Raw genomic sequence first — 25,822 nt, 5'->3', positions numbered from 1 at the left:
TGCCTTCAGGCGCGGACTGCGCGGCGCCTGCCGTGGCAAGAAGATGCCCAGGGATGCGCTTGGCCGGGGATGGGTCCCCAGTCGTCTCGCCCCAAGCTTCAAATCGCCCCTAACGAGGCAGGACGCCATTGGCAACTGCCCACCTGAAATGATCGCTGGACATCATGTTTATACCCAATCTACTTTCCGCCGGTAGCGGAGGCGAGACTAAACTGCGCGCTCGGATTGTCATCGTCGAAGATGAGCCCGACCTGAGGGATGCCGTTGCCGAGTATCTCGGCGCGAACGGCTTCGACGTCACCGGCGTCGAAAGTGCCGCAGCACTGCGCGCACTCATCGAGACAGAACAATTCCAGCTTGCCATCCTCGACATCGCCATGCCCGGCGAAGATGGGCTTTCGCTCGGCCGCTGGCTGCGGGCGAAAATGCCGATCGGCATCATCTACGCCACCGCCGCCGGCACAGCACTTGACCGCATCGTCGGCCTCGAGATCGGTGCCGACGACTACATGGTCAAGCCTTATGAACTGCGCGAACTTCTGGCGCGCGTGCGCTCGGTCATCCGCCGTGTGCCGCAGCCCGAAAGCTACCGGCAGTCGCTGCTTGCCGCCCAGCCGCCGCGCCGCACCATCGCCTTCGGACCGTTCCAGGCCGACCTCGACGGTCGCCTGGTCACCGGCGGCAGCGGCGCCATCATCGACCTTGCCAAGAGCGAATTCGACATGCTCGAGGTCTTCCTGACGCGGCCCAACCGGCTGCTCAGCCGCACCACCATTTCGGAGGCCATCGGCTTTGCCGAAGACCCCGAATCCTCGCGCGCCGTCGACATTCGCATCATGCGGCTCAGGAAGAAGATCGAGGACGATCCGGCGAACCCGAAATTTCTGCGCACCGTGCGCGGAGAAGGCTATATCTTCTCCTTGCCCGGCAGCGAAGGCTACTAGCGCGTCGGGCCAAAAATCGGCGCCGATTTTCGAAAAAGCCCGCTGCGCAGAATCAGAAACTAGAGCGTCTTTTGTGCGTCCGATTGGACGCACGGCGCCCTAAAGCAATTCCCGTCCGGAATTGCGCAAAAACAAGAAGATAGAGAGATTCCGCGATTCGAAGAAAAGCGGAAATGCTCTAAAGCCTCCGGCCCCCGCCAGGAACCGCGATGACATTGTTGACCGTCTCACGCACCGACAACCCGTCTGGCACGCCGAGCCCCACCATCGTGGCCGCTCAGATCGTGCGCCGGCTGCGTCAGGCCCAGGATTGGCAGATCGAGATCGACCATATCCTGGAAAGCTTTGCGCGCGGCTTCGGCGGCCATCGCAGCATCCTGTTTCGACTGCGCGACATGCCCGGCCAGGGCTTCGCGCAGTCGATCTCGGCCTACTGGGTCGATCCCAAGGTCGATGCCATCGCCGCACCACCCACGACCATCAACCAGGCACTTGTCGATTCCGACCCGCTGCTCGAGCGCCTTGCCGAAGAGGGCCGCCAGGGCAAGATCTTCACCGGACTGACGCGCGATCTGACCGGCTTCCTGCGCAATGATTTCGAAAAGCAGCACATCAAGTCGTTCCTGTCGGTGTCGGTGTCGGCGCATGGCCATCTGTGGGGCACGCTGGCGGTCAATGACTGCCTGGTCGAGCGTCACTGGAACGACGACGAGATCGCCGCGCTCGAAATCATCGCCGCAGCGCTTGGCGACGCCATCGAGCGCTCGCTGTCTGAGTATCATGTCAGCGAGATCATCCGCCGCACCATGCTGCAGGCCTCGCTCGACGCCATCATGGTGGTCGACGAGACCGGCTCGATCATCGAGTTCAACCCGGCGGCCGAAAAGATGTTCGGCTGGAGCCGCGACGAGATCCTGGGCAAGGACCTGCTCGACACGGTGATCCCCAGCTACTACCGCAAGGGCTACAACAACGGCGCGGAGTATCTGGCCGGACGCGGTTCGCCGATGGTCGGCCACCGGCTCGAGACGGTGACCCAGAACGCCACCGGCGAGATCATCCCGATCGAGCTCACCGCCAACGAGATGCGGCTCGCCGACCGGCGGCTCGTTCTCGGCTCGATCCGCGACCTCAGGGAAAAGCACCGCGCCGAAGAAGAGATCAACCGCCAGCGCGAAAAGCTGCACCAGAACGAAAAGATGGCGGCGATGGGCTCGCTGCTCGCCGGCGTCTCGCATGAGCTCAACAACCCGCTTGCCGTGGTGGTGGCGCAATCGACGCTGCTGCACGAATTCGCGCCCGACCCCCAGACCAAGATACGCGCCGAAAAGGTGCGCGCCGCGGCCGAACGTTGCGGCCGCATCGTCAAGAGCTTCCTCGGCATGGTCCGGCTGCACCCGACCTCGCGGGCCGAGACCGACCTCAACCAGGTCATTCGCGCGGCACTTGAAGTCACTGCCTATGGCGCCCGTTCCAGCGGCATCAGCATCGACACCGATTTCGCCTCGGGCACGCTGAGCGTGATGGCCGACGCCGATCACATGACCCAGGTGGCGGCCAACTTCCTGGTCAACAGCCAGCATGCGCTGGCTGCCGCACCCGGCGAGCGCAGCATTCGCGTCAGGACCTTCCGCAATGCCGACGGCAGCGCCGGCTTTTCGGTCGAAGATTCCGGTCCCGGCATCCCGCAGGCGATCCGCGACCGCATCTTCGAATCCTATTTCACCACCAAGCCCGTCGGCGTCGGCACCGGCATCGGCCTGTCGATCTCCAAGGCCATCGTCGACCGCCACAATGGCAAGGTCTGGTTCGAGCCGGTGGAGCCGACGGGTGCGCGCTTCATCGTCGAATTGCCGCCGATGGGCGCCGGCCACAGTGCGGTGCTGGAAGCCACGCCGAAGTCGAGCGGGCTGCGCCATGCCGTCATCATCGACGACGAGCCTGACGTCGCCGCCTCGCTGGCCGACATCCTCGAACTGATGGGCGTCAAGTCGCGCATCGTTTCGACCTGGGATTCGGTCGCTGAAGCGCTTGCCGGCCAGCCCGACATCATCTTTTCCGACCTGCGCATGCCCGACCGCAGCGGCATCACCATCTTCCGCGAGATCGTCGCGTCACAGCCCGACATGGCACCACGCTTCGTGCTCGTCACCGGCGATCTGATCGGCGCCAAGGCCGAGCTCGAGCAGCTGCCGCCCAACCTCAAGCCGCATATATTGGAAAAGCCGTTCAGCACTTTCGATGTTCGCAGCGCGCTCAGCGCCGTCAGCGAGCAGGTCGCCGATGGCGCATGACCCCGTCATGGATCGCCAGCGTCAATCGACAGTCACTGGGCGGTATAGCCACCGTCGATGACCAGTTCGGTCCCGGTGACGAAGCCCGACTCGTCCGAGGCGAGATAAAGCACGCCGTAGGCGACGTCATCGGGTTCGCCGACCCGGCCGAGCGGGGTCAGCTCGACGGCCTTGTTGCCCACGCCGCCTTCGGCCAGCTTGTCGAGTGCATCAGACGACATCGGCGTGCGGATCCAGCCCGGGCAGATCGAGTTGACGCGGATGCCGTAGCGCTCCCTGGCGCAATGCAGCGCAGCCGACTTGGTAAACAGCTTGACCCCGCCCTTGCTTGCGACATAGGCCGCGGTCGAGGGGCTGCCGACGATGCCCATCGTCGATGAGAAATTGACGATCGAGCCGCCCTTGCCGGTCGCCCGCATCGCCTCGATACCGAATTTGGTACCGAGAAACACGCCCTCCAGATTGACCGCCATCACCTGGCGCCAGTCGTCGAGGCTGAGATCTTCGACACTGCCGAACGGCGTGCCGACGCCGGCGTTGTTGATAAGGATATGGAGCCCGCCGAACGCCTCGCGGGTCTTTGCCATCACCCCTTGCCAGCCGGCTTCCGAGGTCACGTCATGTTCGGCATAGAGGCTGCGCCCGCCGGCGATCCGGATGGCTTCGGCGACCTGGCGGCCCTTGTCGGCCTGCAGGTCGCTGACGACGACCGCAGCGCCCTGGCGCGCCAGCAGCCTGGCGCTCGCCTCCCCCATGCCCGACGCGGCGCCGGTGACGATCGCAACTTTTCCTTCGACGCGGCCCATCGCTGATCCCCTTGCGTGAGGCGTCGATGGTCGCGTAACGACGATCGCCACCGCATCGTCCTGAGGGACTAACAGCGCCGTTCATCACGACAAAAAAAAGCCCCCGCAGCCGAGGCCGCGGGGGAGGTACGCGCTGGAGGATCTGTGTGCAGGCGCGGGGATTGGTGGCAGCGCTCTGAGCGCTAGAAAATGTTGGGCGTGGTGCGGACCGGTTCGGCGCTGGCGATCAGCCTGACCTTGCGCGCTTCGCCGGATTCCTTGGCGATGGTCTCGACGCAGATCTCGCTTTCCGCACCCCAGGCCTGCCCGCGGCAGGCGATCTCGGTCTCGGACAGCGGCAACCTGTCGGTCTTGGCAGTGGTGTGCGCACCCTCGATCACCCGCGGCATCGCGCCCATCGAGGCAAAGGCCGGGCCGCTGGTCGGGGCCAGCACCATCGATGACAGCGAGGCGACCACGAAAACCGAAAACATCGCCATCGGGTGCTCATTGGCACGCTGGCGGATGGCAAGGCGCGGACGGCGATAGATGTGCGAACGCGGCTGGAACTTGTGGTCGAACTCGGAAATCTGGGTGGAACCGGACATTGGGCAGCTCTTTTCGTTAAATTTCATTCCCCTGTTGATGTGAATGTAACCGCGCTTTGTAACACCCAGATGCTGATCAGCTACACCTAATGAAACAACCGCTAAACGTCACAAACAGTCAGCATTTCTGTCCAATCAGTCATAATCAGTCGCCATATCAGTCATTTCGACTGATAAGCTGTACCATTCCGAGAAAGCGCTGAAATCGCCCTTGTAACAGCCTGCCTGAAATTCAGGCAGACACGAAAATAACGAAAGGCCGGTGCAGTCGCCTGCACCGGCCTTTCGGATTGGGCCGGGCGATGCCCGGCGTCGATGTTTGAACCTAGCCGTTCAGCACGTCGGCCCATTCGGGATGGCGGCGGAATTGCGCCGCCGCAAACGGGCACAGCGGGATGATCTTCTTGCCCGCCACACGTGCGTCTTCGACCGCGCGTGTCACCAGCCTCAGGCCGGCACCCTGGCCCCGGAAGGCATCGGGAACTTCGGTGTGGTCGATGATGAACAGCTGCTCGCTGACATTGCTGTAGGTCATCTCGGCCTCAGCGCCGCCGGCACCTCGGATGACATAGCGCCCCTTGCTGCCGCGGTCCTCATGCTCGATCGCCGCCAGTTCTTCGCTCATTGCTACAGCTCCTTTGTCACGGTGGCGAACAGGCGCTTCACCGCATCGATTTCATCAGGTCTGACTTCATGGCCGCCGTCATGCCACTCGAGACTGACATCGGCACCGGCTTGCCGCAAATAGGCGTCGAGCCGGCTCGTCAGTTCGGGCGGGCAGATCGGGTCGCGGCGCCCGGCGGTGACAAGCACCTGCCGGCCGGCGAGGCTGCCCTTCACCTCTGGCGCAAACGGGATCAGCGGATGCATCAGCGCCACCGCGTCGAACAATTCAGGCGCGGCAAACAGCACCGAGGCCAGGATGTTGGCGCCATTGGAATAGCCGAGCGCCAGAACCCGTGACGGCCTTGCCGCTTCGACATGCGCCTTGACGAAACCGGCCATCTTGTCGGTCGCCCTTGCAAGATCGTCCATGTCGTAGACGCCCTCGCCGGTGCGGCGGAAGAAGCGTGCGGCGCCCATTTCGGAAACGTCGCCACGCGGCGACACGATTGTCGCCCCCGGCACCAGCTCGCGGGCAAAGCCCAGCAACTGGTTTTCGTCACCGCCGGTGCCGTGGAAGGCGAAGACCAGCGGACCATCAGCTTGCCCAGCAAGCAGTTTGTGGATGTAGCTATCGGTGCTCATCAATCCCTCCTCAGTCGCCCAGCGGCTGCAGCTTGTTTTCGAGATAATCGCGTAGATGCGCATGCTGCGACGGCAGCTTCAGCGCCTCGCCGAGATGGGCGGTGTCCTCGTCGCGGTCGAAGCCGGGCTCGTTGGTCGCGATTTCGAACAGCACCCCGCCCGGCGTGCGGAAGTAGATCGCCCAGAAATAGTCGCGGTCGATGACAGGCGTCACCTGGTAGCCCGTTTCCATCAGCGCCTTGCGCACCTCGAGCTGCTTGGCCCGGTTCTCCACCGCAAAGGCGATGTGATGCACCGATCCCGCGCCCATGCCGGCAAAGGACGCACCCGGCAGCGTCTCGATGTCGATGAAGTCGGCACCGTTGCCGTCCATCACCGCCAGCCGCTTGATGTTGCCGGAGGTATCGACGGTCTCATAGCCCATGAACTTCAAAAGCTCTTCGGTGCCACCGCTGTCGCGCAGCCTCAGTGACGCCGAATGAAAGCCGCGGATCGCCTCGTCATTGGCAACGCCACCCTTGACCCAGGGCGCACGGCCGTCGCCCTTGGCCTCGACCAGCGCAAAACCATCGCCGTCGGGCCCGGCGAAGTTCAGGCGCTTTTCGCCGAACTGCTCGGCTCGGGCAAGCCCGCTCACGCCCTGTTCGGCAAAGCGCCTTTCCCAAAACGGCAAGGTACCCTCGGGTACCGAAAACACCGTGGCGCCGACCTCGCCGACTCCAGGACGGCCTTGGCCGATATTGGGAAATGGAAAGTAGGTCATGACCGAACCCGGCGTGCCGAGCTCGTCGGCATAATAGAGGTGGTAGACGTCAGGCGCGTCGAAATTGACCGTCTTCTTGACCCGGCGCAGGCCGAGCTTGTGGGTGAAGAACCGGTTGTTCTCGGCCGCATCGCTGGCCATCGAGGTGACGTGGTGCAAACCCTTGATCTGGTTGAGCATCGTCTTGCTCCCTTTCTCGCCGCGGCCCCTGCCGCGCTGTTGCGATGAATATGGTCGCATTGGCAGAAGCGGCAAAGTGGGCCGGAACAGAATGCACTGTCGCCGATACGTGAACAATAAGCACGCCAGCGTTCACTGATTCTGGCATGGGCTGCGCCGACATAATGGCGCTTGCACGCGCCGATGAATCCGGCTTCCTTGGCCCGCGATTTCAGATTTGGGGGCGAGCTTGGCAGGCACCGGCAGACGGCGGAACATTCTTCTCATCACCTGCGACCAGTGGCGCGGCGACGCCCTGTCGGCCACAGGCCATCCGGTGGTGAAGACCCCCAACAGCGACGCGCTCGCCCGCGAAGCTGTGCTGTTCCAGCGCCACTATGCTGGCGCGGCACCCTGCTCGCCGGCGCGGGCCTGCCTCTACACCGGGCTCTACCAGATGAACAACCGCGTCTGCCGCAATGGCACGCCGCTCGACGACCGCCACGACAACATCGCCCGTGCCGCCCGCCGTGTCGGCTACGACCCGACATTGTTCGGCTACACCGACGTCTCGCCCGACCCGCGCAACCGCGCGCCAGGCGATCCGTTCCTGCGCAGCTATGAAGGTGTGCTGCCCGGCTTCACCACAAGGCAGCTTCTGCCCGAGCACCAGAAGGGCTGGCTGTCCTGGCTGGCCGCGCGCGGCATCGATTCCAGCCCCGGCTTCCCCGATGTCCACCGCCCGGCGGAGGCCGGCGCAGCGGAGGTCAGCAACGCTGTTCCTGTCTATTCGAAGGACGAAACGCCGGCCGCCTTCCTCACCGGCGAATTCCTGCGCTGGCTCGGCGAACAGGACGCGGGCGAGCCATGGTTCGCCCATGTCTCCTTCCTCAGCCCGCACCCGCCTTTCATCGTGCCCGAGCCGTTCAACACCATGTACAATCAGGCTGAGGGCCCGGCTTACGCCCGCGCAGCCACCCTCGATGCGGAAAAGGCAAGCCACCCCTTCCTCGCCTACCATCTCGAACATCACCAGAATAAGTCGAGCTTCATCCCTGGCGCGCCCGGCAAGGTCGGCGACTGGAACGAAGACGAGTTCCGCAAGATCCGCGCGCTTTATTACGGCATGATCTCGGAAGTCGATTCCCAGCTCGGCCGCATCTGGCAAGGCATTCGCGACAAGGGCGACTGGGACGACACCATCGTCATCTTGACCTCCGACCACGCCGAGATGATGGGCGACCATTTCATGCTCGGCAAAGGCGGCTGGTTCGACGGCTCCTACCACATCCCGCTGATCGTCAAGGCGCCCGGCCACCAGCATGCGGCGGGCAGCACCGTCGACCGCTTCACCGCCGCTGTCGACATCATGCCGACCTTGCTCGACCTTATCGGGGCGACAGCGCAGCCACATCTCGACGGCCAGTCGCTGAAACCGTTCCTCGACGGCGAGGAGCCAGCTGGCTGGCGCGATGCCGCGCATTGGGAATACGACTTCCGCTCCGTCACTGATGGCGCCACCGAAGCCCATTTCGGCACCGGCTCGCGGCAGCTCAACCTGTCGGTCATCCGCACAGAGACGGTCAAATATGTCCATTTCGGCGGTGGCCTGCCGCCGCTTCTTTACGACCTCGTCAACGATCCCGGCGAAACGCGCAACCTTGCCAATGATCCGGCCTGGCTGGCGGTGCGGCTCGAATTTGCCGAAAGGCTGCTCTGCTGGCGCGCCCGACATCTCGATCAGTCGCTGGCATTGTCGGAGCTGGCCGAAACTGGTCCGACCGGCCATTTCCTGCGCCTGCCCTAGCGCAATTCCGGGAAAACTGTGCAGCGGTTTTTCCTAGGAATTGCACAGGACAAGAAGACAGAGTGCTTGCGCGCCTCGAAGAGGAGCGCAAGCACTCTGACACGCAAAAAAGGCCCGCGCCGAAGCGCGGGCCTTGCCTCCTCGATACGAGGCAACTCGCCGCATCTACTGGGTCATGATCAGGCGCTGTTCGTCGCGCTTGGCAGCCCAGTTGCTGGCGTCATAGGCCGGCTGGGCGTCGAGCTGTTCCTTGGTAAAGGTCGTGTAGAGATATTTCTTGCCATCGGCATCGGCCATGAAGGCAAGGTTGTCGCTACCGACGGCGACCTTCTTTTCACCCACGCCGAGGAAGCCGCCAACGTCGATGACATAAGCATCGATCTTGCCGTCGGCGGTCATCAGGATGTCGCCGATCTCGCCGATATTGGAGTCGTCAGCACCGTAGACAGTGGTGCCCATCAACTCCTCGGCGCGCAGATCGGCAGCCGGCAGTTCCTTCAGCGTCGACTTGTCGATCGCTGCCGTCTTGGTCTCGTCGGCCGTTGCCGCATCAGGTGTCGCGGCCGGTGCCTGGGCGGTTTCCTCGGTCACGGGCGGCGTGGCCTCAGGTGTTGCCGGCGCTGGCGCCTGTGCCGTCTGGTCGGTGGCGGGTGCCGCCGGATCGGTCGCCGCTACAGCAGCCGGTGCGGGATCATAGGCGCGGCGGTCGAAATCAGGCAGCCCCTGCAGCTGCTCCTTGGTCGCCGCCGTCACCAGCCAGCGATCGCCGTTCTTCTCGGCCCAGTCGAAGTCCTTGAACGGCATGGCAACGTTCTTTTCGCCGATCCCAAGGAAGCCGCCGACGCCAATGATGAGCTGGTCGGCGGTGCCGTCAGCCGAAAGCACGATGTCGTTGACGTCGCCGATGTTCTCGGCGTCGTCGCCGGTGCCATTGTAGACCTTCTCGCCAATGATGTTGGCGGCAAGGAAGCCATCGGCATGCGGGATCACATCAGGCGTTGCCGGAGCAGCTTCCATCGGTGCTGCCGGTGCCGGCGCGGGTGCCGTGGTGTCCTGGGCATAGGCGCCGGTTGCAAGCAGGGCGGTAATGGCGGTCGTGGCCAAAAGGTTGCGGATCATGGTAAAGTCTCCTCGTGCGTGTTGTTCATGCATGCCGCGCCCCGACTTGTCTTTTGCGGGAGAGGTCGGGCGCGGCCTCCTACGGGTTCACAACGTTGTGACCCGGTCATGGTTCCGAATTTTTGCCAGGCTTATTTCGACAAGTGCCGGGCTCGGAACCGTCGCTCGCATTTCTGCAGGCGTTCGAAAAATACCTTTCCGTTAGGGCACTTAGCCCGGAGCCGTGATTGTCTGGTTGGCGTTCTGGTCGATCATCTCGCCATAGAATTCCGCGGCACCCCATGCCGCCAGCGCCAGCATCAGCGCCGCCACAAGCACCACCAGGACGTGGCGACCACGCGTTCCCTGTCGCGCATTTCGGGCTGGAATGATCCTGGTCATCTTTGCTCTCCCATGTGGTTCCAGGAGGGCTAACGACAGCATCACGGCATGGTTCCCAAGTTTCGACCAAGGCTTTTCAAGCGTGCCGCGCCCGTCTAGTTTCCCCAAGCCAAGAGGGGTGGCCGCGTGCAGGACGACACAACCAACGCAATCAACATCGCCGAGGACAGCGACAACGGCGCGCATAGGCGTGGGCCGCACGACGCCGATTTCGACCGGCTGGCAAGTCTTGCTGCGACGCTGATGGCGGCACCCGCGGCCCTGCTCACACTGGCCGACGCGCACGGGCGGCAAATCGTCCAGGCGCATGTCGGAACGTCTGCCGCGCAGGCAGCGGAGGCGCTCGGCCTTGCGGAACGGTTCCTGGCGAGCGATCCCGCCGAAGCGCGTGACCCCACATTTCTCCTGCGTACCGGTGCGCCGATCGTCGCGTCCGGCCGCACCGTCGGTGCCTTATTGGTTCTCGACGGCGGAGAACGCCCCGATCTGGACAAGCTCGAGCAGTTGCAGGACATCGCCGCACTTGCCGGAAGCCTGGTTGTGCTGCGCGACCGCTCGCAAGCCGGTGCGCGCGCCGAAGCAGCGCTGGTCCATGCCGAAACCCGCCGCGCGATCGCCCTTGAAGCCGCGGCGCTGGCCAGTTGGGTCTGGGACCCGCGCACCGGCGTCGTCGAATGCGACACGTTGCTACCCGAACTGTTCAACATGCCGCCGGCAGCGACAATGCGGGCGCGCGACATCGTCGTCGCCATCGATCGCCGCGATATCGGCAAGACGCGGAAGATCTTCCAGGAAGCGCTCAAAGGCAGCGACGATTACTCCGGCGAATACCGCATCCGCGGCTTCGATCCACCGCGCTGGCTCGCCGCCCGCGGCCGCGTCGTCGAGCGTGATGCCGATGGCCGTCCGACGCTGGTCTTCGGCGTCAATTACGACATCACTGAGCGCCGCAGTGCCGAAGAGCGCCAGCGCCTTTTGTTGCGCGAGATCAACCACCGGGTCAAGAACACGCTCGCCACCGTTCAGGCACTTGCCACCCAGACGGTGCGCCATGCCCGCGAGCCGCGCGAGTTCCTCGACGCCTTCAGCCAGCGCCTGCGCGCGCTCGGCCTCGCGCATGGACTTTTGTCGGAATATGAATGGCGCGGCATCGGCATCCGCGACCTCGCGCGGCTGGAGCTATCGCCGTTCGGTGATGCAGAGGCCCAGCGTATTTCTATCACCGGCCCCGACGCGCTGCTGACTCCGGACCAGACGCTGGGGCTGGCGCTGATTCTTCATGAACTGGCCAGCAATGCGCTCAAATACGGCGCGCTGTCGGTGCCAGGCGGCAGTGTTTCCGTGTCCTGGACGGTGAGGACCACCACAGGCGACAAGCATCTCGAGCTCGAATGGATCGAAAGCGGCGGGCCGAAGGTCACGCCGCCGACACATCACGGCTTCGGCTCGATCCTTATCCGCCGCAGCCTCGCCAAGGTTATCTCAAGCGAGGTAACACACGAATTCCCGGCTGAGGGCGTGCGCGCCCATATCTCGATGCCGCTCGGCGAAACGCTCGAAGCCTGAAAGTCGCCGGCCTAGTCGCCGGCCACGTCGTCGCTTTCGTCGGGTTTGCGATTCTCGCGATAGATCGCATAGGCGGCCAACGCCACCACCGGCCCCAGCAGCGCGCCGATGCCGCCTTTGCTGCGCAGCAATGTCGGCAGCAAGGCCATCGCCGCCGTGGTGCCAAGTGCCGCGATATCGGCGCGCCGGCGCCGCTCATCCTTGCGGGCACGCGACCCGGCCTTCAGCTTGTGCAGAAGCAGGATAAATCCCGCCAGCACCAGAAAGCCCAGGCCGAAGCCAATTGCCGCTTCGAGGTGACCATATTTCTCGGCCGCCCAGATGAAGGCAGCGCCGACGAGAAAGCCAGCACCGCAGAGGCCGGCGATCGCAGCCGCCAGATAAGCGACTGCGGCCCGGCGCGTCCGCCTCAGGGCCAGTGTCGTCTCGCCGGTGGCGAAACTCGCAATCAATGATGCCAGCATATGTCCCCCGGCCTGCCTGAAATTACGCATCGTACTGCCGAAAATCGATGCCGACTTTCGGCCGATACGCTAGCGCCGCGCCAGCAGCGCTATGAGAAAGCCAACGCCAGCCGCGATGGCAAGCGACGTCACCGGCTTTTCGCGCACGGTCGTCATGAACTGCTCTTCGATGTCGCGGGCGTTGGCACGCAGGGCTTCGACCGCCGCGTCGCTCTGTGCCTTCAGTTGCTCGGCACCTTGTGCCGCTGCGCGCCGCGCAGCACCGTAGCCATGTTCGCCGGTGGCTGCCAGTTGCTTGGCCAACGCCTCGATGTCAGCCTTCAATTGTTTGATGTCGGCTTCGAGGTCCGGCGTTGTCTTGGTCCCATTGGTCGGTTTGCCCGTAGCTGTCGCCATGTCGTTGCTCCTTGCATTCGATGGGGCCGAAACGCTTGATATCCCTGTCGGTTCCGTCGACACAGGAACCATCGCCTGTCGCCGGACGTTTTGCCAGTCTGATCCAGCTGGAAAAATTGTCGATGTCGAACCGCACCATCAAGAAGGCACCGACGGTGCGCCTGCCGCCAAAATCCAACTTCGAGATTCTGCTCACGCGCGGCGCACAGCTATCGATCATCTTCATCGGCATCATCGTCACCGTCTTTGCCCTTCATGCCGGCGAATTCATCCTCACCCCCATAGGCCTCGGCGTCGTCGTCGGCCTGATGCTCGGTCCGCTTGCCTCTCGGCTCGAGCACTTCAAGGTGCCGCCGGCACTGTCGGCGGCGATCGTCGTCGTGCTGTTCATCCTCTCCGTCGGCATCTTTGCGCTGCTGGTAAGCTCCCCGCTCGCCTTCTGGCTTCAGCGCCTGCCACAGATATGGGCCCAGCTCGCCACACTGCTGGCTGACCTCAAGGGCCCGCTCGAAACCTTCAAGAGCATGCGCGACCAGCTGCGCCAGGTCACCGGCGGCGAGGGTGTTGCGGTCTCGGTCGACGAGGGCATGGGCGTCGAGACCATGGCAACGCTGGCCCCGGCCGTCATCGCCCAGGTTCTGCTGTTCTTCGCCAGCCTCTATTTCTTTGTCGCCACGCGCGACCAGACCAGGATCGCCATACTCAGGGTCTGCTTCAACCGCCGCCTGCGCTGGCGCGTCGCCCATATCTTCCGCGACGTCGAACGGCTCGTTTCGCAATATCTGCTGTCGATCACCGTCATCAACTTCGCCGAAGGGGTCACCGTCGGCATCGGTCTCTATCTGCTTGGCGTGCCCTCCGCCCCGCTATGGGGCGCGCTGGCGATCATCACCAACTTCGTCCCCTTCGTCGGCCCGCTGGTGATGGTGGCGATCCTGTTTGCCGTCGGACTGACCGAATTCGACTCCCTGGGCGCGAGCCTGCTGCCGGTGGCGCTCTATCTCGGCGTCAACACCATCGAGGGCCAGTTCGTCACCCCACTGGTCATCGGCAGGGCGATGACGCTCAACCCGTTCGTCGTGCTCCTCGCTTTGGCATTCTGGATCTGGCTGTGGGGTGCCGTTGGCGGCTTCATCGCCATCCCCGCCTTGCTCGTCGGCTATGCCATCATCCGCAACGTGCTGCCCGGTGTGAACTGGGGCGTCGACGAGCTCGACCGGCAATATGAGCGCTAAGGCATGGCGGCAAAACCGGCGAGGTCATGCCCCACGCGTTTCACAGCAGGGGGCGTAGAGTTTCGTCGAGGCCGCTCCAGTTCGCCAGCGCCATCAATCCTTCGATGTCGAGCACCTTGCAGCCGCCATCGCGCCACTGAACCAGTTTGCGGTCGATCAGCTTGCGGATCGTCTTGTTGGTGTGAACCACCGAAAGCCCGAGCGTATCGGCAACATGCTGCTGGGTGATCGGGATATCGACATCGCCTTTGCCGCCCATGCCGACCTTGCGCGCCCGACTGGCAATGAAGGCCAGGAGATAGGCTGCACGCTCCAGCGCCGAGCGCCGGCCGACACTCAGCAGGTTTTCGTCGAGCATGCGTTCCTCGCGCGAAGCGATCCAGGTGATGTCATAGGCAAGGCCCGGATAGCCGCGATAAAGCTCCATCAGCCGGTCGCGCTCGAACATGCACAACAGCATCGGCGAAAGCGCTTCCACCGAGTGCTGCATCTCGCCCATCAGGCCGCCTTGCAGCCCGATCATGTCGCCGGGCAGCACATAGTTCAGAATCTGGCGACGGCCGTCCTCCAACAGCTTGTAGCGAAAGCCCCACCCCGCCAGGATGGTGAACAGATGGGCACTGTTGCTGCCTTCCGAAAGCAGCGTCGCGCCCTTGTCGGCGGCGAGTTCGCCGCGCTTGAAGTTGCTGACAAAGGCCAGCTCCTCCTTGTCGAACGCCCTGAATGTCGGCATCTGCCGCAAAGGGCAACTTTCACACGAAACTTTCCGCCCCACCTCGGTTGAGCCACCCCGTACAGCCATGCAACCTCCTGATTGTGCTCGCCAACGCCCCGACTTGACAAAGGTTCCGGCCGCGTCCAGCCATCTCTTGTTGACGCGTCCAGCCCATGTCTTTTTTAAATGACAGCGGGCGCGACTGCCGTCATGTTCGGCCCGATTTCATGGAGTGCCCCGCGACGTGTCGAGCCCGCTATCAGGACTGCGTATACTTGTGCTCGAAGACGAGGCGCTGATTGCGCTCGATGTCGAGCAGCTTTGCCGGGACCACGGTGCCGGAGAGGTTGCCATCGCCGGCAATCTTCGCGAAGCGCGCGAACTCGCCAAGCCCTATGATGCCGCCATCATCGACGTGATGCTCGGCGGCGAGCCGACCTTCGACTTCGCACGCTCGCTCAAGGTAGCTGGCGTCCCTTTCGTTTTCGCTTCGGGCTATGACAAGCTTGACGAGGTCTTCGCCGACTTCCCCGGCGTTGCCCTGGTCTCCAAGCCCTATGCCGGCGCCGACCTCATCGAGGCCGTCGCCGAAAGCATCCGCAAGGCGGCACGTTCAGCCGACAGTTGACCCCATCACCTGGGCCGCGATCGCGTCGGGGCCGTAGTCGGCCTCGCCCGAGATGTCGAGTATCTCCTGCAGCTTGTTGCGGGCGCGGCTGACGCGGCTCTTGATGGTGCCGACCGCACAGCCGCAGATTTCCGCAGCCTCTTCATAAGAAAAGCCCGACGCGCCGATCAGGATGATCGCCTCGCGCTGGTCCTCCGGCAACTGCTCAAGCGCCTTGCGGAAGTCGTCGAGATCGAGTCGCCCATGCTGGCTCGGATGCACGGCCAGTCGGGCTGTCAAAAGGCCCTCGCTGTCCTGCACTTCGCGTCCGCGCTTGCGCATCTGCGAATAAAACTCGTTGCGCAGGATGGTGAACAGCCAGGCCTTGAGGTTGGTGCCAGGCTGAAAGCTCGACTGCTTGTCCCACGCTTTGACAAGCGTTTCCTGGACCAGATCGTCGGCCCTGTCGGCGTTCTGCGACAGCGACATGGCGAAAGCGCGCAGGCCAGGGATGGTGGCGAGCAAGTCGCCCTTGAAACCGAGGGAAGCTGCCATGCCCGGTCAGTCCTTCTGCTGCTCAGGTTCGGCCTGTTCCAGCTGGCTGAGCAGCTGGGCAAATCGATCCGGCACCTCGTCGGACACCAGTTCATCGTAATATTGCTTGAGCTTGCGGCCTATTTCGGAGTTTGCCCCAAGAGGCTCACCATCGCGTCGACGGTTCGGCCCGGCGCTGGCTGCGCCACTGGTCTGCTTGGTCATATGCTTGTCTTCGCCCTTTTTGCCCCGCGGACGTCCCGCTCCACATGGCGCGCAACTACCTTGTCGGTTTTTCAAATTTTGCACCCAACTCCCCAAATGCGGATAGGTTCCACAAAAGAGGAACTTTTGCACAGACCACGCGTTGTGTGTCGCTTCACAACAGTTTCAGCAACGTCGAATGAGGGAGACGTCAATCATGACACTATCCACGAGAATCGCCCCGCACCTGCCCTATCTCCGCCGTTTCTCACGCGCGGTGGCGGGCTCCCAGGAGAGCGGCGATGCGCTGGTGGCTGCGATGCTTGAAGCACTGATCGACGACATCGATGTGTTCCCGTCCGCTTCCAACGACCGCATTGCGCTCTACAAGATATTTGCCCGTCTTTTCACATCCGTTTCCATTCGCGTGCCGCAGGACTCGCCAACGCTTGGCTGGGAAAAGCGCGCCGCAGCCAATCTTTCTGCGCTGTCGCCGCGTCCGCGCCAGGCATTCCTGCTGGTTGCCGTCGAAGGCTTCAACGAAGCCGAGGCCGCCGAGGTCCTCGACACCGATCCGGACGAGTTCACAAGGCTGCTGCAGGAAGCGAGCGGCGAAATCTCGCGTCAGGTGGCGACCGACATCCTGATCATCGAGGACGAACCGCTGATCGCCATGGACATCGAAGAGATGGTGGAGAGCCTGGGCCATCGCGTCGTCGGCACCGCCCGCACCCGCGCGGAGGCGATATCGCTGTTCAAGCGGACGCGTCCCAAGATGATCCTGGCCGACATCCAGCTCGCCGACGGCAGCTCCGGCATCGATGCCGTCAACGAGATGCTGTCTTCCGCACCGCTGCCGGTGATCTTCATCACCGCCTTCCCCGAGCGCCTCTTGACCGGCGAGCGGCCGGAGCCGGCCTTCCTCGTCACCAAGCCGTTCAACCCCGATATGGTCAAGGCGCTGATCAGTCAGGCTTTGTTCTTTGACAGACAGGCAAAGGCTGCGGCATAGGGCTTTTTATGCACCGCCTCAGGGAACCAACCTTGGGGCGGCACGTTTTTCATGCGTCATTTGAAGGAGATAGATCATGCTTTATTGGGCGCTCGTATTCCTTGTCGTTGCGATTATTGCCGGCGCCCTCGGCTTCGGCGGCATCGCCGGAACATCAGCCGGTATCGCGCAAATCTTGTTCTTCATCTTCCTGGCGTTCCTGGTCATTTCGCTGATCGCGGGCCTGTTCAGGCGCGCTTGATGACGCCGGCAATATGAAGAACCAACCCGAGACTGGAAGCCGGCCCCCTCAGTCGGAATCCAGCGCCGCCGGGTAGCGCCTCATTCTTGAAGCGTTGCCCGGCGGTCCCATTTGGTTCTTGCCGAGATCATTCGGCCGAACCGCAATGAGCAGAGCAAAGGCGCTCGTCGCATGGCCAATCCCTCCACAGCGGGACAGAGTAAAAGGGTCGACGCCGCCCTGCTCCATGCCTCCCGCAATGCGGGCATTGCCGTGCTCTACCAGGATCATAGGCTCCACACGGTCTGGTCGCACAATCTGCAGCCGCCCTGGGCGGACGCGCTCGAAGAGCAGACCGGCGAAGGCGACTTCCTGCCCGAACAGCAGGCCGACCGGCTCGTCGCCGCCAAGAAAAACACCCTTGCGACCGGCAATTCGGATGCGCTTGAGGTCAGCATCGCCGACAACGCTGCCGGCATGCGCTGGTTCGACGTCTGCATCGACGCCGACCGGTCGCCAAGCGGCCAGATCCAGGGTGTTGTCGTCACCGTCATCGAAACCACCGAACAGAAGCGGCGTGAGCAGACCCTGAAGGCGCTGTTGCGCGAAGTCAGCCACCGCTCCAAGAACCTTTTGGCGATCATCCAGAGCATCGCCAGCCAGACCGGCCACTACTCAGGCTCCATCGACGTCTTCCTCGATCGCTTTCGCGGCCGCCTCCAGTCGCTGGCCTCGTCGCAGGACCTTGTCACCTCGTCCAACTGGCGCGGCGCCGGCTTCCGCGAACTGGTCGTCGGCCAGGTCAAGCGCTACAGCAACGACACCGAGCACGCGGTGCACATTCTGGGCGACGATCCATATCTCACCCCCAATGCCGCCCTGCATATCGGCCTTGCCGTGCACGAGCTGGCGGTCAATTCGGTGAGTTATGGCGCGCTTTCCCGTGCCGACGGTCACGTCGAGGTAACGGCGAGCAAGATCTCCGGTCCCGACGGCGAAGAGCAGATGAGCCTGCACTGGTCGGAAGCGATCGGCCCGATCGCGGATGCCTCGACGCGCAAGAAACGCTTCGGCTCGGTGGCGCTCGAGCGCGTCGTACCGGCCGCTCTGAACGGCAATGCCGAGCTCGAAATCGGCGTCGACAGTCTGCAATACCGTCTCGTCATGCCCCAGGCGAACTTCGAGTTGGACCAGGACTAGCTGCCGCGACCGCCTGCCTTGAAATTCAAACGGTTCAGCTCGGCCGCTGCATGGAACTTTTAGCCTCCACCCGCCGTTTCTTGGCCGAGGTGGTTTGCCATGGAACACATCGCAGCATTTCTGTTGGTCGTTTCCTGCTCCCAGGACTTGTCGGGTTGCCGCGAGATTCCGGCGCCTGCGCCCCTGTATGAGGCGTATGACGCGTGCCAGGCTGAACTGCCGAAGGTTCTCGGCGCGTTCAGGTCGAGCAGCAACCGCACTTTTGCCAGGTGCCTGGAGGTCGATCCGGCACTTGAGGACGATTACGACCAGCTGACCTGGAACGTCCTGCCCAATGGCACGCTCGAGGCGTCTCTAACCGTATCCAGCGTCGTCGTGGCGGATACCGCCACCGGCAAGCCGGCTTATCTCCATTGATGCGGTCCATGAATGCGGCCCATGAATGCAGCAGCGTATCCGCCCACCCCCCTCAGACCAGGGAGCCGACATCATGCGGATACGCTAAGCCGTTGAATTGATGCGGCGAGCGGAAAAACGATTCCGATTTTCAGACCGATACGCTAAGTATTCCCAAGGGCGATGTTAAAGTGAGAGGACTGACCACATGAAGAAGCTTATCCTTGTCGTTGCAGCCGTCGTTGCAATCTCAGGCTGCACGACGACCGAGCGCGACGTAGCCACCGGCACGGGCGTTGGTGCTGTGGCGGGCGCGCTGATCGGCGGCGGCCGCGGGGCTCTGATCGGCGGTGCCGTAGGTGCTGCGTCGGGCCTGCTGGTGCGCAATCTGCGCAATGGCTACTGCGAATATCGCAACAGCCGCGGCCAGATCTACACCGCGCGCTGCCGCTAACACGGCTTTGCAGACCAAACCCGGCGATGGCTCTGGCCGTCGCCGGGTTTTTCTTGTCGAACCGGCTTCTTGGCAGACGTCGAGGCACGTCAGCGGCGATACGGTATATCGATCTCCACCCTCAACCCGTCTTCGGTGTAACGCCGCACGATCTGGCCATCGAGTTCGCGGGTGATGTTCATGTCGATCAGCTTGGTGCCGAAGCCGGTCTTTTCAGGTGCCGACACACCGTTGGCGTTGCGTTCGACCCAGTTGAACAACAGACGCCGCCCCTTGCCCTGGCCGTTCAGGCGCCAGTCGACCTTCAGTCCACCGACCGAGTTGTCACCATCGCCATATTTCAATGCGTTGGTCGCCAGTTCATGGAAAGTCAGCCCGAGCGCCTGTGTCGTCGTCTCGTCCAGTTCGACCTTGGGACCGGACATCATGTCCACCGGCAATTCCTTGCCGAACACCTGGCCGAGCTCGATGCGCAACAACTCGCCAAGATCGGCCTTTTGCCAGCGTGAACGCGTCAGCATGTCCTGGGAAGCAGCCATCGCCTGAAGCCGGGCCGAGAACGACGCCGAGAACTCGTCGATGTTTTCGGAGTGTGCCGCCGTCTGGCGCGCCATCGCCAGGACACGAGCGATCGAGTTCTTGATGCGATGCTTCATTTCCTGAAGCATCAGGTCCTTCTCCAGGAGGCTCTTCTCCGTCGTTTCGTGAAGCAGGGCCGCAGCCTCGTAGGCGCGCTGCTGGTAGCGGGCCACCAGCGCGATCGAGCCGGCCAGCACCAGGCCGAACAGCCCGAGCATCAAAGGTGCCGTGCGCGGCGATGGCGGCATGAAGGCGGTACTCGGCCTGAAATTGATCGTCCACTTGCGGCCGGCGACATCGGCCTCGCGCGTCACCGAAAAGTCGTCGCCATAGCCGGGATCTGGCGGCGCCTCCGAGCGGAACAGCAAGGTGTCGTCGCCCATCGTGCCGTCGAACACTTCGACAGCGACCGGCAGCAGCGGCGCCTTGCCAAGTGCGGCCTGAAACAGCTCGGAGGTGCGGAAGGCGACATAGAGGAAACCGGCAGGCGCCGTCCCCTCGCCATCCGGCCGGTCGACGCGCGAAAACACCAATATCCCTGGCTGGCGCGGGCCGTTGTCGCCCTGGCCAAGCAGCACCCGACTGGTAGCCCTGGGTTCACCCTTTGCCGCCAACGCCGCTTCGATCGCGCTGCGGCGCAGCGGGTCGGTCGCCATGTCGAAGCCCATGGCGTCAAGGCTGGCCTTGCTCATCGGCTCGAACAGCACGATCGGCGTCCGCCACGACAGGTTTGTATCAGGGAAAAGCGGTCGGTCGATGCCGTAGCCTTGTTTCAGCTCGGCTGTGATCGCATCGCTTTGTCCGCTGTCGATGAGCCTGACAAAACCGATGCCGCGCAGGCTCGGGAAACTCCGCTCGGCATCGAGCGAAGCGAAGTAGCTGCGAAACTGGTCGCGCGAAAGATTGCCCTTCTGCGCCGCAAACATCGCCTGCGTCGCATGCAGCAAGGCAAGGTCGAACTCCATCCTGCCCTCGATGCGGTTAAGCGCATCGTCGGCCACCGACTGGAACTTGATCCTCGCCGCCTCGACCGTCGCAAAATAAACGAGCGCCGCCATCGTCAGGCTGACCAGCGCGACGGCAATAAATATCAAAGTGGGAAAGTATTTTTTCAATTCTGGCCGGCTCGTGTCACGCTCCACTCATTAAAGCATGATCGCGAAAAGTGGGAACTGCTTTTCGCGACCATGTTTTGAGCCAGATTGGTAGCCGGCAAAGCCAGATAGTCGCTCAGGCGGCGATCTGCATCGCTCCCGGTCCCGGAATGGCGCCGGGCGGGCATTTTCCGAGGATGATCATGCCGAGCACCTCGTCCTTGGTCACATCCTGGGTGCGCGCCGTACCGACGACCTGGCCGTTCTTCATCACGCAGACGCGGTCGGCGAGATCGAACACGTCGTGGATGTCGTGGCTGATCAGGAAGATGCCGATGCCATCGGCCTTGAGCTGCTTGACCAGTTCGCCGACCTGCGCCGTCTCCTGCGGCCCAAGGGCTGCCGTCGGCTCGTCCATGATCAGGATGCGGGCATTGAACAGGATGGCGCGCGCGATCGCCACCGACTGCCTCTGGCCACCCGACAGCTTGCTGACCGGTTCCTTGAAGCGCTGGAAGCGCGGGTTGAGCCGGCCCATCACCTTGCGCGCCTCGGCCTCCATGGCGACGTCGTCGAGCGTGCCATAGGCGGTCATGATCTCGCGGCCGAGGAAGAGGTTGGCGGCGGCGTCGACATTGTCGGCCAGCGCCAGCGTCTGGTAGATCGTCTCGATGCCGTATTTCTTGGCGTCGCGCGGATTGGAGATCGATGCCTCCTCGCCGCGGACGAAGATCGCACCGCTGTCGCGCTTGTAGGCGCCCGACAGGATCTTGATCAGCGTCGACTTGCCGGCGCCATTGTGGCCGAGCAGGGCGACGACTTCGCCCGGATAGAGATCGACCGAGGCGTCGTCGACGGCGCGGATGCCGCCGAAGGCGATGGAGATGTTCTTGAGGTCGACGAGCGGGATACGGGTCTGTTCCATGATCTTGGCTCCCGGTTTTCGTTAGACGCGCTTGCGGTAGAGCGTGTCGAGCCAGACGGCCACGACCAGCACCAGGCCAACGACGATGTTCTGCAACGGCGTGTCGATGTTGAGCAGCACCATGCCCGACTGCAATGACTGCATCAGAAGAGCACCCAGCATGGCACCGGCAACGGTACCGGCGCCGCCGGCGAGCGAGGTGCCGCCGATGACGGCAGCAGCGATGACCAGCAGTTCGTCCAGCGTGCCGAGCGAATTGGTGGCAGAATTCAGGCGAGCACTGGAGACAGCGGCGCTGATCGCTGCCAGCACGCCCATGATCATGAACACCTTCATGGTGATCCAGCGCGTATTGATGCCGGCGAGGTTGGCGGCTTCGGGGTTGCCGCCGATGGCAAAGACATAGCGGCCGAAGCGGGTGCGGTTGGTGACAAAGGTCATGACGATGCCCACCGCCACCGCGATCAGCACGGGAATGGCGATGCCATGGGCGATGAACAGCCCGCCTTCGGGAACGGTGATGCCGTTGGCCTCGGCGTAGCGACGCACGATGCCGATCGGCCAGGGGTAGGAATTGGCAATCCAGACCGCACCGAGGATGACACCGCAGGTAACGGTGCCGAGAAATGTCTCGGCCCACAGCGGCCGCAGCGGGAACTTGAAGCGCTTGCGTTGCTGGCGGCCACGCAGCAGCAGCAACACCACGGCCAGGCATGCAACGAGACCGACGACCCAGCTCCATGTCGCGCCGATGGCGCCCTGCGGACCACCGCCCATCAACTGGAAAGTCGCATCCAGCGGCGCGATCGTCTGGCCTGAGGTGACCCACCAGGCCGCGCCGCGCCAGATCAGCAGTCCGCCCAGCGTCACGATGAAGGCGGGAACCTCCATATAGGCGATGACGAAACCCTGCAGCGCGCCGATCAGCAAGCCGAGCGCGATGCCGATGACGAGTGCCAACGCCCAGATCCACGGATTGCCGAGTTCGAGACCGACGGCTTTGACGAGGAAATGCACCTGGGCAAAGCCCATCACCATGCCGATCAGGCCTTCGGCCGAGCCGACCGACAGGTCGATGTTGCGCATGACGATGACCAGCACCATGCCGGTCGCCATGATCGCCACGGCAGACGCCTGCACCGACAGGTTCCACAAATTGCGGGCGGTCAGGAAGGTGCGGCTGTCGAAATCGAACGGGTTGACGCCGAGGCGCAGGCTCGAAATCACCTGCAGCCCCACCCAGATCAGCAACAGCGCGCCGACCATGCCGAGCATGCGCGTATCGATCTCGGTTGCCTTGAGGAAACGCCCGATCGGGCTGAGCTCCGTCGTTCGCGCGCGGTCCGCCGGCACGTTGGAAGTCGTGTCTGTCATAGTTACCTCCCGACCGGGCAGCCGTCTAAGCGGCGGCCGGTGTGCGCATGATAGGGTCAATATGCCATGTCATGAAGCGGGCGTTTTGGGAAAACGCCGCGGTCACTGGACCGCGGCGCTTCACCTGTCGGACCAGGCCGACTGTTAGTTGCAGGCTGCTACCGAGCCCGCTGCCACGCCCTGGCAGACGACGTCCTTGCCAACCCAGCCGGCGTCGATGACGACGTTGAGGTTGTCCTTGGTGATCGGAACCGGCGTCAGGAACACCGAGTTCAGATCGAGGCCACCGGGCGTCTTGAACTTGGTGACGTTGGCGATCTCTTCCATCTTCTTGCCGTCGGCGAGCTGCGAGGCGATTTCAGCCGCGTTCTTGCCGAGTTCGCGTGCGTCCTTCCACACCGAAACGGTCTGGGTGCCGAGCGCGATGCGGTTCAGCGCGGCATGGTCGCCGTCCTGGCCCGATACCGGCACCGAGCCGGCAAGGCCCTGTGCCTGGAGCGCGGCGATCGCACCGCCTGCGGTGCCATCGTTGGAAGCCACGACCGCATCGATCTTGTTGTCGTTGGCGGTCAGGAACTGCTCCATGTTCTTCTGGGCGTTGGCGGGCAGCCAGCCGTCGGTGTAGGCCTCGCCGACATTCTTGATCTTGCCGGCGTCGACGGCTTCCTTGAGCACTTCCATCTGGCCGGCAAACAGGAAGTCGGCGTTCGGATCGGCACCGCTGCCCTTGATGAAGACGTAGTTGCCTTCAGGCTTGGCGGCGAACACGCCCTTGGCCTGCATGCGCCCGACTTCCTTGTTGTCGAAGGTCAGGTAGAAGGCGTCCTTGTTTTCGATCAGGCGGTCATAGCCGACGACCGGAATGCCTTCGGCGACAGCCTTGTCGACGGCCGGTCCGATGGCCGAAGCGTCCTGCGCCAGGATGATGAGGGCGTTGGCGCCCTGCGAGATCAGGCTTTCGACGTCGGTCAGCTGCTTGGCTGGCGACGACTGCGCGTCAGCCGAGATGTACTTGTCGCCGGCTGCCTCGATGGCGGCCTTCATGGCGGCTTCGTCGGTCTTCCAGCGTTCTTCCTGGAAGTTCGACCAGGACACGCCGATGACCTTGTCCTTTGCCGAAGCCACTGCCGAAAGCGACAGAGTCATGGCAACACCCGCCAGGATGGCGGTGGTAAACTTTTTCATTGTTTCCTCCCTGCGCCCAATGGGCGCGCCTACTTCGCTTAGCCCTTGGAGAAGCTCTTTTTTTCGAGCCTCGAAAAAATACTGACGCAATGCCCGACCGCTGTCAACAAGGTTTCGCGTCCGCGCCTTATTTTTTTCGGAGCTCGAAATAAATAGAGACATTTGGTGCCGGCTCTGTCACAATCACTTGGCGCGTAAGGGACTGCCGCTTAAGAAGGCAGCGCTTCGCCGGGAGGAAGACGAGCACATGTCGGTCGGCATACGTCACGACGATCTGAGACGGCGCAACCGTGCCATGGTTATATCCGCGGTTCGCCGGGCCAGCCAGCCGTCGCGCACCGAAATCGCCGCCACCACCGGCCTCAGCCATTCGACCATCTCGACGATTTCCTCCGATCTCATCGCAGAAGGCATCCTTGCCGAAGCCAAGAGCAACGAGCCGGTTTCGATGAAGCGCGGCCGCCCCCAGGTCGCCCTGACGCTCGAGCCCAGGGCCGCGTCGGTCGTTGCCGTCGTGCTTTCCCTCAACAGCCTGTCTGCTGCAATCATCGATTATGCCGGCAACACTGTCGTTGAAGAAACCACGCGTCTGGTGACCGAGCATATGTCCGGTGAAGCGCTGACTGACGAATGCGTCGCCATGATCCGCCGACTGACTGAAAGCGACGATGCCGCGGGCGGAACGGTCTTGCGCATCGCCATGGCCGTGCAAGGCATCACCGATGCCGCTTCGCGCAAGCTGTTGTGGTCGCCGATCACCCGGCATGACGACATCCCGTTCGCCGACAGGCTGGAGCAGGAGTTCGGCGTGCCGGTGACGGTCGAAAACGACTGCAACATGATCGCCGAGGCACTGCGCTGGCGCGATCCGTCACGCTACCGCGACGATTTCATCGCCATCTTGTTGTCGCACGGCATCGGCATGGGCCTGGTCATCAAGGGCGAGCTGTTCACCGGCACGCAATCATCCGGCGCCGAATTCGGCCACATGATCCACCGGCCCGACGGCGCGCTGTGCCGCTGCGGCCGCCGCGGCTGCATCGAAGCCTATGCCGGCAACTATGCCATCTGGCGCAACGCCAGGCTTGGCGACGAGAACGCCGAGCCGCTGGCCGATCTGTCCGACGACGACATCCGCTCCCTTGCCGATGCCGCCCGCGACCATGACGGCCCCGAACGCGAGGCCTTCCGCAAGGCCGGCGAAGCGATCGGCTTCGGCCTCGGTTCGATGTTCGCCCTGTTCGACCCCGCGCCGCTCGCTTTCGTTGGCGTCGGCGCCACCGCCTTCGACCTGATGGAACCGCATGTCCGCGCCGCCATCGCCAAGACCGCAGGCGGGCTGCATTCGAAGGCGATCTCGTTCGACACCGAGCCCAACGAGGTTCCGCTCAAGCGCGAGGGCGCAATGATGCGCGCCCTGCTCCATGTCGATCAGGAAATCTTTGCCGCAGGCTCAGCGCCACGCCGCGCCGATGCCGACGTCGCGTAGAGCAATTCCAGGAAAAGTGCGTAGCGGTTTTCCCTAGGAATTGCGCAAAAACAAGAAGATAGAGA

28 protein-coding genes are annotated in these 25,822 nt (G+C 63.3%); 12 read left to right on the top strand and 16 right to left on the bottom strand.

All coding sequences use genetic code 11. The annotated features are described in order from the left end of the window. The first annotated feature begins 164 nt into the window (after positions 1–164). Positions 165–944, top strand: coding sequence for a response regulator (locus IHE39_RS11745; protein WP_184772415.1), 780 nt, complete (start codon positions 165–167; stop codon positions 942–944). A gap of 209 nt (positions 945–1,153) precedes the next feature. After that, positions 1,154–3,238, top strand: a complete 2,085-nt coding sequence (locus IHE39_RS11740) for a PAS domain S-box protein (RefSeq protein ID WP_192566553.1) — start codon at positions 1,154–1,156, stop codon at positions 3,236–3,238. A gap of 32 nt (positions 3,239–3,270) precedes the next feature. Here the strand turns inward: IHE39_RS11740 and IHE39_RS11735 are convergent, their stop codons facing one another. From IHE39_RS11735 to IHE39_RS11715, 5 genes are all read right to left on the bottom strand, one after another. Then, positions 3,271–4,044: a glucose 1-dehydrogenase gene (locus IHE39_RS11735; protein WP_192566552.1), complete on the bottom strand. Its 774-nt coding sequence runs from the start codon at positions 4,042–4,044 to the stop codon at positions 3,271–3,273. 182 nt (positions 4,045–4,226) lie between these two features. Next, positions 4,227–4,631 carry a hypothetical protein gene (locus IHE39_RS11730; protein ID WP_184772421.1) on the bottom strand — a complete coding sequence of 135 codons (405 nt, stop codon included), beginning with the start codon at positions 4,629–4,631 and terminating at the stop codon, positions 4,227–4,229. A 325-nt stretch (positions 4,632–4,956) separates the two neighbouring features. Continuing rightward, complete coding sequence (locus IHE39_RS11725; RefSeq protein WP_192566551.1) at positions 4,957–5,256, bottom strand: GNAT family N-acetyltransferase; 300 nt, start codon at positions 5,254–5,256, stop codon at positions 4,957–4,959. Between the two features lie 2 nt (positions 5,257–5,258). Further along, on the bottom strand, positions 5,259–5,879 hold the full coding sequence (locus IHE39_RS11720; RefSeq protein WP_184772425.1) for an alpha/beta hydrolase: 621 nt from the start codon (positions 5,877–5,879) through the stop codon (positions 5,259–5,261). A gap of 10 nt (positions 5,880–5,889) precedes the next feature. Beyond that, entirely contained in the window at positions 5,890–6,822 is a 933-nt protein-coding gene (locus IHE39_RS11715) for a VOC family protein (RefSeq protein WP_192566550.1), read from the bottom strand. Between the two features lie 229 nt (positions 6,823–7,051). On the opposite strand from IHE39_RS11715, the gene IHE39_RS11710 reads away from it, so the two are divergent. Further along, positions 7,052–8,608 carry an alkaline phosphatase family protein gene (locus IHE39_RS11710; RefSeq protein ID WP_192566549.1) on the top strand — a complete coding sequence of 519 codons (1,557 nt, stop codon included), beginning with the start codon at positions 7,052–7,054 and terminating at the stop codon, positions 8,606–8,608. Positions 8,609–8,773: 165 nt separating this feature from the next. On the opposite strand, the gene IHE39_RS11705 is transcribed toward IHE39_RS11710, so the two are convergent. Further along, positions 8,774–9,727, bottom strand: coding sequence for a PRC-barrel domain-containing protein (locus IHE39_RS11705; protein ID WP_192566548.1), 954 nt, complete (start codon positions 9,725–9,727; stop codon positions 8,774–8,776). A 210-nt stretch (positions 9,728–9,937) separates the two neighbouring features. After that, a complete protein-coding gene (locus IHE39_RS11700; protein ID WP_192566547.1) occupies positions 9,938–10,108 on the bottom strand; it encodes a hypothetical protein in 171 nt (56 codons plus the stop codon). A 126-nt stretch (positions 10,109–10,234) separates the two neighbouring features. Between IHE39_RS11700 and IHE39_RS31070 the strand changes: the two genes are divergently transcribed. Continuing rightward, complete coding sequence (locus tag IHE39_RS31070; protein WP_343070083.1) at positions 10,235–11,674, top strand: sensor histidine kinase; 1,440 nt, start codon at positions 10,235–10,237, stop codon at positions 11,672–11,674. 11 nt (positions 11,675–11,685) lie between these two features. Here IHE39_RS31070 and IHE39_RS11690 read toward each other — a convergent pair whose 3' ends face one another. Then, positions 11,686–12,138, bottom strand: a complete 453-nt coding sequence (locus IHE39_RS11690; protein WP_192566546.1) for a hypothetical protein — start codon at positions 12,136–12,138, stop codon at positions 11,686–11,688. Positions 12,139–12,207: 69 nt separating this feature from the next. Continuing rightward, positions 12,208–12,534, bottom strand: a complete 327-nt coding sequence (locus IHE39_RS11685; RefSeq protein WP_184772438.1) for an ElaB/YgaM/YqjD family protein — start codon at positions 12,532–12,534, stop codon at positions 12,208–12,210. A gap of 122 nt (positions 12,535–12,656) precedes the next feature. Here IHE39_RS11685 and IHE39_RS11680 point away from each other — a divergent pair, with 122 nt between their 5' ends. Then, the gene (locus tag IHE39_RS11680; RefSeq protein ID WP_184772440.1) at positions 12,657–13,769 is read left to right on the top strand and encodes an AI-2E family transporter; all 1,113 of its coding nucleotides are present in this window, start codon (positions 12,657–12,659) and stop codon (positions 13,767–13,769) included. A gap of 40 nt (positions 13,770–13,809) precedes the next feature. Here IHE39_RS11680 and IHE39_RS11675 read toward each other — a convergent pair whose 3' ends face one another. After that, positions 13,810–14,571, bottom strand: a complete 762-nt coding sequence (locus tag IHE39_RS11675) for a Crp/Fnr family transcriptional regulator (RefSeq protein WP_184772442.1) — start codon at positions 14,569–14,571, stop codon at positions 13,810–13,812. Positions 14,572–14,728: 157 nt separating this feature from the next. On the opposite strand from IHE39_RS11675, the gene IHE39_RS11670 reads away from it, so the two are divergent. Further along, on the top strand, positions 14,729–15,112 hold the full coding sequence (locus IHE39_RS11670) for a response regulator (protein WP_184772444.1): 384 nt from the start codon (positions 14,729–14,731) through the stop codon (positions 15,110–15,112). Here the strand turns inward: IHE39_RS11670 and IHE39_RS11665 are convergent. Both IHE39_RS11665 and IHE39_RS11660 read right to left on the bottom strand, forming a co-directional pair. Next, positions 15,098–15,646: a sigma-70 family RNA polymerase sigma factor gene (locus IHE39_RS11665; protein ID WP_184772446.1), complete on the bottom strand. Its 549-nt coding sequence runs from the start codon at positions 15,644–15,646 to the stop codon at positions 15,098–15,100. The two genes, IHE39_RS11670 and IHE39_RS11665, sit on opposite strands and share 15 nt — an antisense overlap. A 6-nt stretch (positions 15,647–15,652) precedes the next feature. Further along, positions 15,653–15,850, bottom strand: coding sequence for a NepR family anti-sigma factor (locus IHE39_RS11660; protein ID WP_184772448.1), 198 nt, complete (start codon positions 15,848–15,850; stop codon positions 15,653–15,655). A 196-nt stretch (positions 15,851–16,046) separates the two neighbouring features. On the opposite strand from IHE39_RS11660, the gene IHE39_RS11655 reads away from it, so the two are divergent. From IHE39_RS11655 to IHE39_RS11635, 5 genes are all read left to right on the top strand, one after another. After that, a complete protein-coding gene (locus IHE39_RS11655; RefSeq protein ID WP_192566545.1) occupies positions 16,047–16,841 on the top strand; it encodes a response regulator in 795 nt (264 codons plus the stop codon). A gap of 76 nt (positions 16,842–16,917) precedes the next feature. Then, complete coding sequence (locus tag IHE39_RS11650; protein WP_018429836.1) at positions 16,918–17,082, top strand: DUF1328 domain-containing protein; 165 nt, start codon at positions 16,918–16,920, stop codon at positions 17,080–17,082. A 171-nt stretch (positions 17,083–17,253) separates the two neighbouring features. Next, a complete protein-coding gene (locus tag IHE39_RS11645; protein ID WP_192566544.1) occupies positions 17,254–18,261 on the top strand; it encodes a sensor histidine kinase in 1,008 nt (335 codons plus the stop codon). Between the two features lie 99 nt (positions 18,262–18,360). Further along, positions 18,361–18,678 carry a hypothetical protein gene (locus IHE39_RS11640; RefSeq protein ID WP_192566543.1) on the top strand — a complete coding sequence of 106 codons (318 nt, stop codon included), beginning with the start codon at positions 18,361–18,363 and terminating at the stop codon, positions 18,676–18,678. Between the two features lie 187 nt (positions 18,679–18,865). Continuing rightward, positions 18,866–19,111, top strand: coding sequence for a YMGG-like glycine zipper-containing protein (locus IHE39_RS11635; RefSeq protein WP_067957313.1), 246 nt, complete (start codon positions 18,866–18,868; stop codon positions 19,109–19,111). Positions 19,112–19,200: 89 nt separating this feature from the next. On the opposite strand, the gene IHE39_RS11630 is transcribed toward IHE39_RS11635, so the two are convergent. The 4 genes from IHE39_RS11630 to xylF form a co-directional block, all read right to left on the bottom strand. Beyond that, entirely contained in the window at positions 19,201–20,805 is a 1,605-nt protein-coding gene (locus tag IHE39_RS11630; protein ID WP_192566542.1) for a CHASE domain-containing protein, read from the bottom strand. A 115-nt stretch (positions 20,806–20,920) separates the two neighbouring features. Beyond that, positions 20,921–21,709, bottom strand: a complete 789-nt coding sequence (locus IHE39_RS11625; RefSeq protein ID WP_184772458.1) for an ATP-binding cassette domain-containing protein — start codon at positions 21,707–21,709, stop codon at positions 20,921–20,923. Positions 21,710–21,730: 21 nt separating this feature from the next. Then, positions 21,731–23,083 carry a sugar ABC transporter permease gene (locus IHE39_RS11620; RefSeq protein WP_192566541.1) on the bottom strand — a complete coding sequence of 451 codons (1,353 nt, stop codon included), beginning with the start codon at positions 23,081–23,083 and terminating at the stop codon, positions 21,731–21,733. A 144-nt stretch (positions 23,084–23,227) separates the two neighbouring features. Then, positions 23,228–24,268 carry a D-xylose ABC transporter substrate-binding protein gene (gene xylF / locus IHE39_RS11615; protein WP_184772462.1) on the bottom strand — a complete coding sequence of 347 codons (1,041 nt, stop codon included), beginning with the start codon at positions 24,266–24,268 and terminating at the stop codon, positions 23,228–23,230. A gap of 247 nt (positions 24,269–24,515) precedes the next feature. Here xylF and IHE39_RS11610 point away from each other — a divergent pair, with 247 nt between their 5' ends. Then, positions 24,516–25,757 carry an ROK family protein gene (locus IHE39_RS11610; protein ID WP_184772464.1) on the top strand — a complete coding sequence of 414 codons (1,242 nt, stop codon included), beginning with the start codon at positions 24,516–24,518 and terminating at the stop codon, positions 25,755–25,757. Positions 25,758–25,822 lie beyond the last annotated feature (65 nt).

This window comes from Aminobacter carboxidus (assembly GCF_014863355.1).
In the GTDB taxonomy this organism is placed as follows: Bacteria; Pseudomonadota; Alphaproteobacteria; order Rhizobiales; family Rhizobiaceae; genus Aminobacter; species Aminobacter carboxidus.
Note: the sequence above shows the minus strand (reverse complement) of the source record. Positions and strands in the feature narration are given on the sequence as shown.

Excerpts from the sequence above, each read along its gene's own strand:
- IHE39_RS11745 (WP_184772415.1), top strand. The coding sequence starts at position 165 with ATGTTTATACCCAATCTACTTTCCGCCGGTAGCGGAGGCGAGACTAAA.
- IHE39_RS11740 (WP_192566553.1), top strand. The coding sequence starts at position 1,154 with ATGACATTGTTGACCGTCTCACGCACCGACAACCCGTCTGGCACGCCG.
- IHE39_RS11735 (WP_192566552.1), bottom strand. The coding sequence starts at position 4,044 with ATGGGCCGCGTCGAAGGAAAAGTTGCGATCGTCACCGGCGCCGCGTCG.
- IHE39_RS11730 (WP_184772421.1), bottom strand. The coding sequence starts at position 4,631 with ATGTCCGGTTCCACCCAGATTTCCGAGTTCGACCACAAGTTCCAGCCG.
- IHE39_RS11725 (WP_192566551.1), bottom strand. The coding sequence starts at position 5,256 with ATGAGCGAAGAACTGGCGGCGATCGAGCATGAGGACCGCGGCAGCAAG.
- IHE39_RS11720 (WP_184772425.1), bottom strand. The coding sequence starts at position 5,879 with ATGAGCACCGATAGCTACATCCACAAACTGCTTGCTGGGCAAGCTGAT.
- IHE39_RS11715 (WP_192566550.1), bottom strand. The coding sequence starts at position 6,822 with ATGCTCAACCAGATCAAGGGTTTGCACCACGTCACCTCGATGGCCAGC.
- IHE39_RS11705 (WP_192566548.1), bottom strand. The coding sequence starts at position 9,727 with ATGATCCGCAACCTTTTGGCCACGACCGCCATTACCGCCCTGCTTGCA.
- IHE39_RS11700 (WP_192566547.1), bottom strand. The coding sequence starts at position 10,108 with ATGACCAGGATCATTCCAGCCCGAAATGCGCGACAGGGAACGCGTGGT.
- IHE39_RS11690 (WP_192566546.1), bottom strand. The coding sequence starts at position 12,138 with ATGCTGGCATCATTGATTGCGAGTTTCGCCACCGGCGAGACGACACTG.
- IHE39_RS11685 (WP_184772438.1), bottom strand. The coding sequence starts at position 12,534 with ATGGCGACAGCTACGGGCAAACCGACCAATGGGACCAAGACAACGCCG.
- IHE39_RS11680 (WP_184772440.1), top strand. The coding sequence starts at position 12,657 with ATGTCGAACCGCACCATCAAGAAGGCACCGACGGTGCGCCTGCCGCCA.
- IHE39_RS11675 (WP_184772442.1), bottom strand. The coding sequence starts at position 14,571 with ATGGCTGTACGGGGTGGCTCAACCGAGGTGGGGCGGAAAGTTTCGTGT.
- IHE39_RS11665 (WP_184772446.1), bottom strand. The coding sequence starts at position 15,646 with ATGGCAGCTTCCCTCGGTTTCAAGGGCGACTTGCTCGCCACCATCCCT.
- IHE39_RS11660 (WP_184772448.1), bottom strand. The coding sequence starts at position 15,850 with ATGACCAAGCAGACCAGTGGCGCAGCCAGCGCCGGGCCGAACCGTCGA.
- IHE39_RS11655 (WP_192566545.1), top strand. The coding sequence starts at position 16,047 with ATGACACTATCCACGAGAATCGCCCCGCACCTGCCCTATCTCCGCCGT.
- IHE39_RS11650 (WP_018429836.1), top strand. The coding sequence starts at position 16,918 with ATGCTTTATTGGGCGCTCGTATTCCTTGTCGTTGCGATTATTGCCGGC.
- IHE39_RS11645 (WP_192566544.1), top strand. The coding sequence starts at position 17,254 with ATGGCCAATCCCTCCACAGCGGGACAGAGTAAAAGGGTCGACGCCGCC.
- IHE39_RS11640 (WP_192566543.1), top strand. The coding sequence starts at position 18,361 with ATGGAACACATCGCAGCATTTCTGTTGGTCGTTTCCTGCTCCCAGGAC.
- IHE39_RS11635 (WP_067957313.1), top strand. The coding sequence starts at position 18,866 with ATGAAGAAGCTTATCCTTGTCGTTGCAGCCGTCGTTGCAATCTCAGGC.
- IHE39_RS11625 (WP_184772458.1), bottom strand. The coding sequence starts at position 21,709 with ATGGAACAGACCCGTATCCCGCTCGTCGACCTCAAGAACATCTCCATC.
- IHE39_RS11620 (WP_192566541.1), bottom strand. The coding sequence starts at position 23,083 with ATGACAGACACGACTTCCAACGTGCCGGCGGACCGCGCGCGAACGACG.
- xylF (WP_184772462.1), bottom strand. The coding sequence starts at position 24,268 with ATGAAAAAGTTTACCACCGCCATCCTGGCGGGTGTTGCCATGACTCTG.
- IHE39_RS11610 (WP_184772464.1), top strand. The coding sequence starts at position 24,516 with ATGTCGGTCGGCATACGTCACGACGATCTGAGACGGCGCAACCGTGCC.